Raw genomic sequence first — 12,647 nt, 5'->3', positions numbered from 1 at the left:
CTGAAAAAACAAACGAAAAGAGCCAAAATAAGGTGCAAAGACGAAGAAAAGCATAACATCTAAACGCTTTAAAAAGCCTTTGCGGGCTAACGACCGATTTGGGTTTAAACTTAACTTACGTTTTCTTCAAATTAAGTTTTATGCTCACCGAATAGACATTATTCTCCACCGACTGCTTAATTTCGTAAGCCTTAGGATAGATAATTTCCAAACGTTTACACATATTTTCTATGCCAATACCACTACCGCTTCTGTCCTGCGAACCCTTTGGGTAGTTGCTGTTTTTGCACGTGAAGAGCAGCGTGTCATTATCTTCTGTAAGCGAAATATGTACGAACGAAGGCTTGCCGTTGCTCACGCCGTGTTTAAAAGCATTCTCTATGGGCGAGAGCAATAACATTGGAGCTATTGTGCGATGATGGTTTACGATATTGAACTGCGTCTTTATTTCCACATTTTCGCTACATCTTAGACTCATCAGACCAATATAGTTCTGCATAAACTCTATTTCTCCGTCTATTCCCACTTCCTTTTGTTGCGTTTCATAAAGGGCATATCTCAGCAAGTCGCTCAATTGTCCGATAGCGTTTTGTGCCTCGTCAGCATCTATTTGTGTGAGCGATGAAATGTTGTTGAGCGTATTAAAGAGAAAGTGAGGGTTGAGTTGGTTTTTCAACCACGCCAACTCGCTCTCCATATTCTTTTGTTTCTCTTTCATCAACTGTGCCTTCAAGTCGCTCTGCCTTAGAAAGTATCTGCCCAATATGGCTGCCACAACCATTGCATAATTGAGCATTATCCAAATGATAAAGAACTGATAATAGCCTACACGCATAATGGGGATAGCAATAGACGAGGTACTTGGAAATACCAAATAAACGTTTACGCCCATTATATAACCCATATTGAAGAGCGCAAACAGCCATTTTCGCAACCGCCCTTTAGGCTCGAAAAACATTGGAACAAGGAAGTAGAAGTTTAATAGATAGACCATTAAAAGCATAAAAAGCACAATGGCATTGATAGAAATAGAATGTATCATTGCCAAATGGTCTTCCTCGGTAACGTATGCCACCAACGACCACGCCCCAACCAACATAAGATAGATGCTAATATGCGTGATAAAGAGTATCACGCCACGTTGTTTGATGTATTCTCTCCACTTCTTCATAAATGCAAAGATACCATAATCCTTTTGTTTCCTACCATCTTTTTCGACCACTTGGGCAATCTTTTCGACCAAAAGTTTCAACTTCCCAAATGGTACACCACGACCTCAACCAACTTTTTAGTCTATCTTAGGCAGATAAACGGCTATGGTTTTATACATCACATATTTATGACTGAGGTACATATAGCCACCATAACGATTGTTTTTGCCCCAACTATTCTTGCACAAGAAGTATTTATTGCCTTGCTTATCGTGCCCCATTCCTACGATAGCCATACAATGATCATCCGTGGTTTGGTGGTTTTCAAAGGCTTTTTGGCGCACTTTTGGAGTTATTACCATCGATTCATCATCGTTTCGTGCTATACCTTCATTAAACAAGAAACCATTTTCCGATGTATCACCCTCCCAACAAACAGGGTGTCCACTTCGTACTGTGCGTTCTATTTGTTCCATCATCGTATTTAGTGGAACGTTCAGAAAGGTGTTATGAAAATAATTATCAGGAACTTCCAATGTAAATTGTTCGCCAAAAGGATGGTGCAAAAAGCTCGTCAACGCCACATACTCGTCCGCACGACACACACTTCGGGCAAACTCTTGTGGTGTGTAAATCGCCCCAAACATAAACACCTGTTTGGGCAAAAGATTGATTTCTTTATCCAACATTTCGTTTATCTCCCCCTGAACACTTGATAATGAGAATGCCTTAGGTGCCATAACCATTTGGTTTAGCTTGCGTGCAATCACGTTATAGTTGGTTTCCTCACGTCTGTGATACGCATCGAAATGTTGCAAGCCATAAGTTTGTATCAGGTCTATCGCCATTGCCGACATTCCACGTGTGGTGATACCATCAGCCGAATTTCCCCATACAGCGTGTCGCTTCTTACTTAACAAGCGTTGATTGGCTTGCTCCATAAGGTACATACGTGCTACATAATCGGGACTAAGATTAACGGAGTCTCCTTGCATCAAGTGTTCGGTCTCGATGGTAGCCAACATAGCGTACACCCAACATAATGAGCTTGCATCTTGATTTTTTATGGGTGTAGTTTTCAGCTTTATGTCGCAGCTTATCTTCTCGCTTCTTACAGCATACTTTACTTCCTTTTTACAACTGTAAAGCAATGCCATTACCACTGCAAATATAAAAAAACGCTTCATACTTATTCCTCCTTCATCTTATAATATAAGGTCTATATCCACATCATATATGTCTATATCCACTCGCTTGCGCAACCTTTTAGATGCCTCGTTCCGCCCAATCGCCTCTGTCCAAATTGCGATAGCCTATCGCTTCAGCGATGTGATGCGACTGCACCTTCTCGCTACCGTCTAAGTCGGCAATGGTTCTTGCCACCTTTAATATACGATTGTATGCACGAGCCGATAACTTCAACCGCTCCATAGCTGCACGAAGCAAGTCTAACGACCGACTGTCAGGCTCTGCAAATTGATGTATCATACGTTCAGACATCTGTGCATTGCAGTGTATTTCGGGGTAATCCTTAAATCGTTCGGTCTGTATAGTACGTGCCTTTATTACCCGTTCGCGTATCACCGCACTGCTCTCTCCTGCCTTAGCTTGCGACAAATCTTTGAAAGGCAATGGAGCTATTTCGCACTGAATATCAATTCTGTCTAATAACGGACCTGAAATCTTCGATAAGTAGCGTTGTATTTGTCCTGGTGTACATACACAATGGTGGGTTGGGTCGCCATAGTAGCCACACGGACAAGGGTTCATACTGGCTACAAACATAAAGCTGCAAGGATAAGTTACGGTATATTTGGCACGCGAAATGGTGATGTTGCGGTCTTCTAAGGGTTGGCGAAGCACCTCTAAGGTGTGTTTGTTAAACTCTGGGAGTTCGTCACAGAAAAGCACACCATTATGTGCTAACGTTATTTCACCAGGCATAGGATTGTTGCCACCACCCACGAGTGCCACCTCCGAGATGGTGTGATGTGGACTTCGGAAAGGTCGTTGGGTTATCAGACCTGTATCTTTCTTCAGCTTACCTGCAATGGAATGAATTTGAGTAGTCTCCAAACTCTCCGACAAAGCCAATGGAGGGAGAATAGAAGGTAAGCGTTTCGCCATCATACTCTTACCACTACCAGGTGGACCTACCATGATGACGTTGTGCGAACCTGCTGCAGCCACTTCTAAGGCACGTTTCACATTCTCTTGTCCTCGTACATCTGCAAAGTCGAGGTCGCTTACATACTGATTGTTGTAAAACTCTTCACGTGTGTTGACATAACAAGGCTCTGGCTGGTATTTACCATTTAGGAAGTTGATAACCTCCGATATGTTGCTCATACCATATACTTCGAGCGTATCTACCACAGCCGCTTCGTGCTCGTTAGCCTTTGGAACGATAAGCCCCTTAAAGCGTTCGGCTCTTGCCTTGATAGCTATGGGCAATGCTCCCTTAATGGGTTGCAATGTTCCGTCCAAACTCAATTCGCCTACAAGCATATACTGCGCCAAATGGTCGGTCTGCATATCCTCGTTAGCGGCTAAGATGGCAATGGCTAAGGGTAGGTCGAAGCTTGAGCCTTCTTTGCGCAAATCGGCAGGCGAAAGATTGGCTGTAATATCGGCAGAAGGAAACTTGTGTCCTGTATTGAGCAAGGCTGCGGCTATGCGGTCGTGACTTTCTTTCACTGCGGTATCACCCAACCCCGAGAGGTGATACATCACTCCCCGTGTTATACTTACTTCCACAGTAACGGTAGTTACCTCCATACCGTTAACCGCTGCACAGTATGTTTTTACAAGCATTATTAGTAAAGATTTAGCAGACGTTGTCTGAGCGTATTCACATTGAGGTGACGCTCGGCAATGCGTCCATTTTTGAAAACAATATTGTCGGGTATGGTATTCAGTCCGAATGTTTTTAGCAAGGGGCTTTCCATCATTTTTCCATCGCAAAGGTTAGGAAAACTGATGTTATCACGTTCTATTAATTGGCGTGCTTCCTTTTTAGATGCGTCTAAACAGATGCCTATCACTGCTACGTGAGTATCTTTTTGCGCCCATTCGTTGAGCGCACGTTGCATTTCCATACTTTCATAGCTCCACGAAGCCCACACATTCACAACTACATCTTTGCCCTTTAGAGAAGCCGATGATACGTTTTTACCAAAAATGTCTTTAGCTGTGAATTGTGGCATTGTTGCTCCTACGACATTTTTGCCTAAGCCTTGCAACTGATTTTTCAATCGTTTGGCATTGCCATTATCGGGTTGAGCCTTGGTTATTATATTAATAAGGTGTGAGGCTTCCTTGTAGTCGGGCGCATTGTTGAGGATAAAATATTTCTCAACGAGGTACACGCTTACTGCCGACTCGGGATGGTCTTTTATAAATTGTTTTACAAACTTCACCTCTTCAGGGGGCGACACCGATGCTATCTGTTGGCGAAGGTCGCTCATCAATTCGTTATCGTCCGTACCTTCCACCTGCATTTCCTTCAAGTGAGACGCATCGGCCTTAACTTCTACCTTTTCGCCAGGTTCGGTAAAGATGGCTTGGGTAGAAAAGTTGGGAAATACAATAATGAGGGTTGCTTTATATTGCGACGGAATGTCGTAGGTAAATCGTCCTCCTTCTATCTTTATGGTGTCCATACCGCTGATAGCTCCATCGGGGCTATACACATACAATTCGCCCTGATTGATATGTAACAATCGACCATTGATTTTGAAATGTTCGCTTTTTTTTCCACACGAAACCAATAGTAAGGCAACTAACAACGCATAAACTATCTGCTTCATCGGAGTAAGGGTTTAGGAGGTTTCTATAATGTTTTAGATAAGCTATCTAAATAGTTTGTGCCGCGAGCGGGACTCGAACCCGCACAGCCATTACTGGCCAAGGGATTTTAAGTCCCTCGTGTCTACCAATTCCACCATTGCGGCAAACCGATTGCAAAGTTAATGTAAAATGTTGGATATACCAAGATTTATGATTATTTTTTTCGTTTTATCCTTTCATTCCTATGGACAAAAGGTTTGCTACTTTTGGACTTGATGTGAAGAAATGGTAGTTGGTGACCTATTATTTTTCCTCGTTCAATCCAAATCGCTCGTTAGAATGAGAATGTATTTTGCGATTATTTTGCGATTTATTTTGCATATATCAAAGGAGCATAGCGGGCTATGTGACTGCAGATATAGGTAAAATAAAGCCAAAATAATCCAAAAGACATCTCATAAGTTTCAAAAATAATAAAGTAAGCGCCTAAACTGGTCTAATGACCGCTTGGGGTTCAATGCTTTTTGTCCTTCTTCCTCATTTCTTGAAGCCGAAAAATAGAACAATATTCGTTGGAGGTGTATGTTAAAGAAGCGTGATTGTAAACAATTGAAAGTCAATAGGTTATATTTGGGTTCTGAAACATATATGTTTTATCACCCAATACATATATGTTTTGCCCTGTCAAAGTTGAACTTTGGCAATGTCAAACATATATGTTTTGGAAATGAAAGATAGATGTTTTATTTTGGATAGATGGAAAGCCGAAAAACAGAACAATAATGGGCTGTGAATAAAAGATAGAATACAACAAAAGGCATTTAGCGACCCTTCGTTTGGTGAATTGTCGTTTAAATGCCTTTAGATCTGTTTCCCTTTCAAGTTGTTACAACTTGTATGCCTACAGCACCTTTAAGATAGGTGTGCGGATAGGAGGTGTAAAGCTTTGTATGCCTTTTGCGCTATTGCTTATGCGTTGATAGCATCAGTAAGTTCAGCACCTGGCTTGAATTTAGCAACCTTCTTTGCTGCAATCTGAATTTTCTGCTTTGTAGCTGGGTTGATACCTTCGTGAGCTGGACGTTCTGTTACAGAGTAAGTGCCGAAGCCTACCAACTGAACTTTATCACCTGCCACGAGTGCTTCCTTAATAGCTGAAGTTGTAGCGTCTAATGCTTTCTTTGCGTCAGCCTTGCTCATTCCGGCGTTGGCTGCAATCTTATCGATTAACTCTGTTTTGTTCATAATTTTGAATTATTAATTGATTATCTATGAATTATTCTATCTTTGTCTGCAAATATACTTGTTTAGTTTTAGAAAACAAACAAAAAGTGAAAGAAATGCAAATTTTTTCTTTAAAAAAGCCCTTATTCCTTGATTTTATGCTCATTAATTGGATTTTTTAGTAAATTTGCACTTATAATAGATATGCGATGCATTTGCTTGTGCGCACTCTGCTTAAAATCATAGGATAGCGAGGCATTGAGGGGCGAAAGAAGCTAAGGTCTTGGCTTGCCCGTCAAAGCATAAATCGATGTATTGCAAACCCATAAACGAATAAAATTATGCGCAATATACCCACAGTAACAAAAAATCTTCTCCTTATTAATGTACTTGCCTTTGCGGCTTCTTACGTACTGAAAGGTATGGGGATAGACCTCAACGACTTGTTTGGTTTACACTTCTTTATGGCTGAAGATTTCCATCTTTGGCAGTTGCTTACCTATATGTTTATGCACGGCGGATTTACCCACATATTGATGAATATGTTTATGTTGTGGATGTTCGGCGTGGTGATGGAAAACGTGTGGGGCTCGAAGAAGTTTCTCATTTATTACATCGTGTGTGGCATTGGTGCAGGCTTGTGCCAAGAGTTGGCGCAGTATGGCTCGTATATGATTGAAAATTTGGCACAATACGAGTATGTGAACACAGGAACGGCACGTATTCCGATGGCCGATTATCTTAACCTTTGGACTACGGTAGGTGCTTCGGGGGCGGTTTATGGTGTGCTGTTGGCTTTCGGGATGAGCTTCCCCGAAGAGCGTATGTTTATCATTCCTATCCCATTCCCTGTCAAAGCAAAATGGATAATAATCGGTTCTATCGCAATGGAGCTGTTCTATGCCATCGGAATGAATGGTGATGGTGTGGCTCATTTGGCACACTTGGGCGGTATGTTCTTTGGCTATTTGCTCATAAAGTATTGGCAGAAGCACCCTTATAGTGGGGGCGACTTTGGCGCAAATAAGGGTCAACAGTTCTTTGATAAGATGCGTAACAATTGGGAAAATCGCACCCATCGTTCGGCAAATCAGCAGCAAGGAGGGGCTGACGGTTTCAAATGGAATACCAATACTACAGCGAAGCAACAACAACCCGAAAGCGACTGGGACTATAACGCACGCAAACACAAGGAACAAGCCGAAATAGACCGCATATTGGATAAAATTCGCAAGAGCGGATACGATAGTTTGAGCAAGGAAGAGAAACAAAAACTATTTGACAGCAGTAAGTGATAAAGCATGTTTCGTACCCTCAAATCGACAGCTTATTGGGCACTTGTGGTAAGCAATGGTGTGGCTATTATATTGATGTTTCTTGTTGGAAATATTGATAAATTAAGCCCTGTGGAACACCCTTTGTTATCCAATATCCCCTTGGGCTTTCCGCTTCTCTTGGCTCTCAATTTGGGCTTCTTGGTGCTGTGGACGGTGGTGCGCTTTCGTATGGTATGGTTGCCTATCGTTGGTTTGCTGCTATGCTATGGCTCAATACGCATTTATACCCCTTTCAACTTAACAGCGAAACACCCTGCTAAATCGTTGAAAGTATTGACTTACAATGTATTTCTTTTCAATACGTGGGACTATTTGGATAGCAAAGAAAATCCTATTCTTCGCTATATACTTGATAGCAAAGCCGACATTGTTTGTTTGCAAGAAACACAGGCTTACTACGAAGGCGGAGCAGGGATATACGATACACTTAAAGCGGCTTACCCATATTCGGATAATATCAGAACATGGCAGACGGGCGATCAGCACATGATGTTCCTAAGCAAGTATAAAATTCTTAAAAAAGAGCGCATCAAGTATGCTTCACAAGGAAATATCAGTATGGCATACATCATCAATTATAACGGACGAGAAGTGTTGGTGGTGAACAACCATTTCGAAAGCAATCATCTTAGTGAAGAGGACAAGCACGAATACAAACGTATGATAACCAAGCCCTTTGAAGGTGATGCTGTTAAAAAAGAGTCGTTTAGCTTGCTACATAAGCTCGGAGAAGCATCTAAAGTGCGTGCACCACAAGTGGACGCTGTGACCTCGTATGTTAAAAAATATCGTGAACGCAATGTACCCGTTATTCTTTGTGGCGACTTCAATGATAATCCGTTGAGCTATACTCGAAGAAAGATAGCTGAACAATTGACAGACTGCTACATAAAGACAGGCAATGGGCCTGGGTTCTCGTATCATAAAAGCGGAATGTTTGTACGTATAGACAACATATTCTGCTCTGATGAATTTGAACCATTTGAAGCTAAAGTGGATAACAAAGTGAACGCATCGGACCATTATCCGTTGCTTACTTGGCTAAAATACCGCCCAAAACCTTAAAAATTGACGAATAAAAGCGTTTAAATTTTCCAAAATATGAAAAAATAATTATCTTTGCATACTCTATAGCTGCACTCGGCAATTTACAAACACGTTTGTATTGCGCTCGTTGGCAATAGATTGGCAAAGAGTAGGGCTTGATTTATCAAGTACCGCTTCGCAAAGATAGCAGCAATAGTTGGGTGTAAGGAATGTGAAAAACAACCTCTACACGGCAAAAGCTAATACTTGGTCTCTTGTTAGTAATACCCTACAGAGGCAAACTACGTTGAAAGATAATAATTAAAACATATAAACAAAATGCAAAACAAAGGATTAGTAATTTGTATTGCTGTCTTACTCACGCTCGCAAGTATATTCTACTTGTCGTTCTCGGTGGCTACAAGCTACTACGATGGTAAGGCAGCAGAGATTAAAGACCCTATTGAGCAGCAGGACTACAAGGACTCTGTGAAGTATTTGGGTATTTATTCTTACCAAAAGTGTCTTGAAACCCAAATCGGACTTGGTCTTGACTTAAAGGGTGGTATGAACGTTATTCTCGAAATATCTGTGCCAGATGTTGTCGATGTATTGGCGGATCACAAGACAGATGCTGCTTACGTAAAGTCGATGAAGGAAGCTCGCGAGTTGGAAACAACAAGTCAGACCGACTTCATTTCGCTCTTTATCGATGCTTTCCACAAGAATGCACCAGGTAGAAAGCTCGCTGAAATCTTTGCAACACAGCAGTTGAAGGGTAAAGTAAGCACACAAAGCACAGACAAAGAAGTGGAAGCTGCACTCCGTGAAGAGGTTACTGCAGCTATCGACAACTCATACAACGTAGTGCGCAACCGTATCGACCAATTTGGTGTAGTACAGCCTAACATTCAGAAACTTGAAGGTCAGGAAGGTCGATTGATGGTAGAAATGCCAGGTATTCGTGAACCTGAACGTATGCGTAAGTTGCTCCAAGGTTCGGCTAACCTTGAGTTCTGGGAAACATACAACAGCCAAGAGATTGCTCCTTACTTGAGTCAGTTAGACCAAAGATTGGCTAATGGCGATACAAAGGTAGAAGCAAAAGACACAACAGCTACAGATGCTACCAAGCAAATGGCAAAGGCTGAAACCAAGCCAGCTGCTTCTAAGCTCTCTTTGAAGGGTAAGAAATTGGGCGCAAATGCTAAGGACGATGCTTTGAGAGCAGCAGCAAAGAAGGCTAACCCATTGCTTTCTATGCTTCAGCTTATCCCTGGTGATGCTTTGAGCATTGTAGGTTATGCAAGCGTTCGTGATACTGCTGCTATCAACAAGATTATTTACAGCCAGTTGGCACAACAGGTTTTGCCTGCCGACCTTCGTTTACGTTGGAGTGCTAAACCAGCAGATGGAATCCAACAGAAGAATGTTTACGAGCTTCACGCTTTGAAGGTAACAACTTCAGACGGCCGCGCTCCATTGGAAGGTGACGTTATTACAGACGCTAAAGACCAGTTCGACCAATTTGGACGTCCTGAAGTTAGTATGTCAATGAACTCGGATGGTGCTCGTCAGTGGTCGGCTATTACCAAGGCAAATGTTGGTAAAGCAATTGCTGTAGTGCTCGATGGACTTGTTTACACTGCACCTCGTATCAATGGCGAGATTGATGGTGGTCAGTCTTCTATCTCAGGTGGTTCATTCACTATCGAAGATACTAAAGACTTGGCTAACACCTTGAAATCAGGTCGTATGCCTGCACCTGCACGTATCGTACAAGAAGAGGTAGTAGGTCCTACATTGGGTGCACAGTCTATCCAACAGGGTCTTTGGTCATTCGCAATCGCATTCGTGCTCTTGATGGTATATATGGTTGTGATGTACGACCTCATTCCTGGTATGTTGGCAAACTGTGCTTTGTTGGCCAACTTGTTCTTCACACTCGGTATTTTGGCATCTTTCCAGTCGGCATTGACTATGCCTGGTATTGCGGGTATTGTATTGACACTCGGTACAGCTGTGGACGCTAACGTGCTTATTTACGAGCGTATCAAGGAAGAACTCCGAGCTGGTAAGGTATTGAAGGAAGCTTTAAATGCTGGTTACAGCAATGCTTTCTCTGCTATCTTCGACTCTAACTTGACTTCACTCATTACAGGTATCATTCTTCTCGTTGCAGGTACAGGTCCTATCCGTGGTTTTGCTACAACTTGGATTATTGGTATCGTATGTTCATTCTTCACTGCTGTATTCTTGACACGTATCGTTTTCGAAAATCGTTTGAAGAAGGATAAGTGGTTGAACCAGAAGTTCTGCACTTCTGTAAGCAAGTCTTTGCTGCAGAACACTCGTTTCCGCTTTATGAGCACTTACAAGACTACCTTTACTATTTGGGGAGTTGCAGCTGTACTCTTCCTCGTAAGCATCTTGTTTGTACGTGGTTTGAGCAAGAGTATCGACTTTACAGGTGGTCGCAACTATGTTATCACCCTCAATAAGCAAGTACACGTAGAAGATGTACGTAAGGTTTTGAACGGTGCGTTCGTAAATACAATAGGTGAAAACAAGGGTAAACAAGCAACAACAAATGTAATTGCGTTGGGTACAGAAGGCAACACCATTCGTGTATCTACCAACTATAACATCGAGTCGAACGATCCTAAGGAAGACGACCACGCAGAAACATTGCTCTACAATGCTTTGAAGAAGGGTAACTTTGTAAGTCAAGCAAATGTAGATGCGTTCAAGAACCCTGACATTCGTGAAGGTGGTTCTATCGTAAGTTCGTCTAAGGTAGGTCCATCTGTGGCTAAGGATATTACAAATGGTGCCATGATAAGCGTTGCTTTGGCATTGTTCTTCATCTTTATCTACATTTTGGTACGTTTCCGCAACATTGGTTTCTCAGTAGGCTCTATTGTTGCATTGGCGTTGGATACTTTGATTGTAATTGGTTTCTACTCTGTTTGTCACGGTTGGATAGGTTTCTCACTCGAAATCGACCAAACATTCATTGGTGCTATTTTGACCGTAATCGGTTATTCTATCAACGATAAGGTGGTAGTGTTCGACCGTATTCGTGAAAATATGCGACTCCACCCAAAACAAGATTATCAGACACTGTTCAATGACTCTATCAATCAAACATTGACACGTACTATCAATACATCATTCTCTACCTTGATTGTGTTGCTCTCTATCTTCATCCTCGGTGGTGATAGCATTCGTAGCTTCGCATTCGCAATGATTCTCGGTGTATTCTTCGGTACATTGTCTTCTATCTTCATTGCTTCTCCTGTGGCTTACCTTGTATTGGGCAAGCGCATTGAGAACCGCATAGGTCAGGAAGATGCAGAGTAAGTTCTTATTACTTTGAGAATAATAACACTTTAAACAAAGGCAGATATTCCTCGTGGGTATCTGCCTTTTGTTGTATATCACCCTTTATAACAGAACAGATAGAATGATGAATATTAGCAACAAGTATTTGCAATACATATTAACCCAAATCGCTCATTAGCCCGCAAAGGCTTTTTAAAGCGTTTAGCTGTTATGCTTTTCTTCGTCTTTGCACCTTATTTTGGCTCTTTTCGTTTGTTTTTTCAGTTGTTTAGCTCGCTAAGCGTCTTCAAAAACAACCAAAAATAGCTCAAAATAAGCTCGCAAATCTCGAAGAAGTCTAACAACCGATTTGGGTTAAACCCAAATCGCTCATTAGCCCGCAAAGGCTTTTTAAAGCGTTTAGCTGTTATGCTTTTCTTCGTCTTTGCACCTTATTTTGGCTCTTTTCGTTTGTTTTTTCAGTTGTTTAGCTCGCTAAACGTCTTCAAAAACAACCAAAAATAGCTCAAAATAAGCTCGCAAATCTCGAAGAAGTCTAACGACCGATTTGGGATTAAAGGTGCTCCTCTTTTGGGTGTGCTTTGTTTTAGTGGAGGTAGTTTTCGAAATAACAGCCCTTGACGCTATTGATTGGAAATATGAAGGGTGGTTTTAACACAATTGCTTGGTTAAGGAGAAATATGGAAAAGAATAAGCGAAAGGCTTGTTAGGACTTATTGGGGGAAGGGAGTGGGGTAGTGGTTAAAAAATAATGGAATACGATTTGAGCCTTTCA

General features: G+C 41.8%; 8 protein-coding genes and 1 tRNA gene. 3 read left to right on the top strand and 6 right to left on the bottom strand.

Going from position 1 to position 12,647, the window contains the following annotated elements:
• Positions 1-115 precede the first annotated feature (115 nt).
• The 6 genes from CZ367_RS10820 to CZ367_RS10795 form a co-directional block, all read right to left on the bottom strand.
• A complete protein-coding gene (locus CZ367_RS10820; RefSeq protein WP_317041829.1) occupies positions 116-1,243 on the bottom strand; it encodes a sensor histidine kinase in 1,128 nt (375 codons plus the stop codon).
• Positions 1,244-1,288: 45 nt separating this feature from the next.
• Entirely contained in the window at positions 1,289-2,338 is a 1,050-nt protein-coding gene (locus CZ367_RS10815; RefSeq protein ID WP_077196870.1) for a C1 family peptidase, read from the bottom strand.
• Between the two features lie 79 nt (positions 2,339-2,417).
• Complete coding sequence (locus tag CZ367_RS10810; protein WP_077196869.1) at positions 2,418-3,965, bottom strand: YifB family Mg chelatase-like AAA ATPase; 1,548 nt, start codon at positions 3,963-3,965, stop codon at positions 2,418-2,420.
• A gap of 2 nt (positions 3,966-3,967) precedes the next feature.
• Positions 3,968-4,960: a TlpA disulfide reductase family protein gene (locus CZ367_RS10805; protein WP_077196868.1), complete on the bottom strand. Its 993-nt coding sequence runs from the start codon at positions 4,958-4,960 to the stop codon at positions 3,968-3,970.
• A 58-nt stretch (positions 4,961-5,018) separates the two neighbouring features.
• Positions 5,019-5,104: transfer RNA gene (locus tag CZ367_RS10800), tRNA-Leu, on the bottom strand.
• An 805-nt stretch (positions 5,105-5,909) separates the two neighbouring features.
• Positions 5,910-6,185 carry an HU family DNA-binding protein gene (locus CZ367_RS10795; RefSeq protein WP_077196867.1) on the bottom strand — a complete coding sequence of 92 codons (276 nt, stop codon included), beginning with the start codon at positions 6,183-6,185 and terminating at the stop codon, positions 5,910-5,912.
• A 320-nt stretch (positions 6,186-6,505) separates the two neighbouring features.
• Here CZ367_RS10795 and CZ367_RS10790 point away from each other — a divergent pair, with 320 nt between their 5' ends.
• The 3 genes from CZ367_RS10790 (at position 6,506) to secDF (ending at position 11,890) form a co-directional block, all read left to right on the top strand.
• Positions 6,506-7,459, top strand: a complete 954-nt coding sequence (locus CZ367_RS10790; RefSeq protein WP_077196866.1) for a rhomboid family intramembrane serine protease — start codon at positions 6,506-6,508, stop codon at positions 7,457-7,459.
• Positions 7,460-7,465: 6 nt separating this feature from the next.
• Positions 7,466-8,566: an endonuclease/exonuclease/phosphatase family protein gene (locus CZ367_RS10785; RefSeq protein ID WP_077196865.1), complete on the top strand. Its 1,101-nt coding sequence runs from the start codon at positions 7,466-7,468 to the stop codon at positions 8,564-8,566.
• A 300-nt stretch (positions 8,567-8,866) separates the two neighbouring features.
• Positions 8,867-11,890 (top strand): protein translocase subunit SecDF, encoded by a 3,024-nt coding sequence (gene secDF, locus CZ367_RS10780; protein WP_077196864.1) that lies wholly within the window; start codon positions 8,867-8,869, stop codon positions 11,888-11,890.
• Positions 11,891-12,647: the final 757 nt, after the last annotated feature.

The organism is Prevotella ihumii, from assembly GCF_900155655.1.
Classification (GTDB): Bacteria; Bacteroidota; Bacteroidia; order Bacteroidales; family Bacteroidaceae; genus Prevotella; species Prevotella ihumii.
Note: the sequence above shows the minus strand (reverse complement) of the source record. Positions and strands in the feature narration are given on the sequence as shown.

Excerpts from the sequence above, each read along its gene's own strand:
- CZ367_RS10815 (WP_077196870.1), bottom strand. The coding sequence starts at position 2,338 with ATGAAGCGTTTTTTTATATTTGCAGTGGTAATGGCATTGCTTTACAGT.
- CZ367_RS10810 (WP_077196869.1), bottom strand. The coding sequence starts at position 3,965 with ATGCTTGTAAAAACATACTGTGCAGCGGTTAACGGTATGGAGGTAACT.
- CZ367_RS10805 (WP_077196868.1), bottom strand. The coding sequence starts at position 4,960 with ATGAAGCAGATAGTTTATGCGTTGTTAGTTGCCTTACTATTGGTTTCG.
- CZ367_RS10795 (WP_077196867.1), bottom strand. The coding sequence starts at position 6,185 with ATGAACAAAACAGAGTTAATCGATAAGATTGCAGCCAACGCCGGAATG.
- CZ367_RS10790 (WP_077196866.1), top strand. The coding sequence starts at position 6,506 with ATGCGCAATATACCCACAGTAACAAAAAATCTTCTCCTTATTAATGTA.
- CZ367_RS10785 (WP_077196865.1), top strand. The coding sequence starts at position 7,466 with ATGTTTCGTACCCTCAAATCGACAGCTTATTGGGCACTTGTGGTAAGC.
- secDF (WP_077196864.1), top strand. The coding sequence starts at position 8,867 with ATGCAAAACAAAGGATTAGTAATTTGTATTGCTGTCTTACTCACGCTC.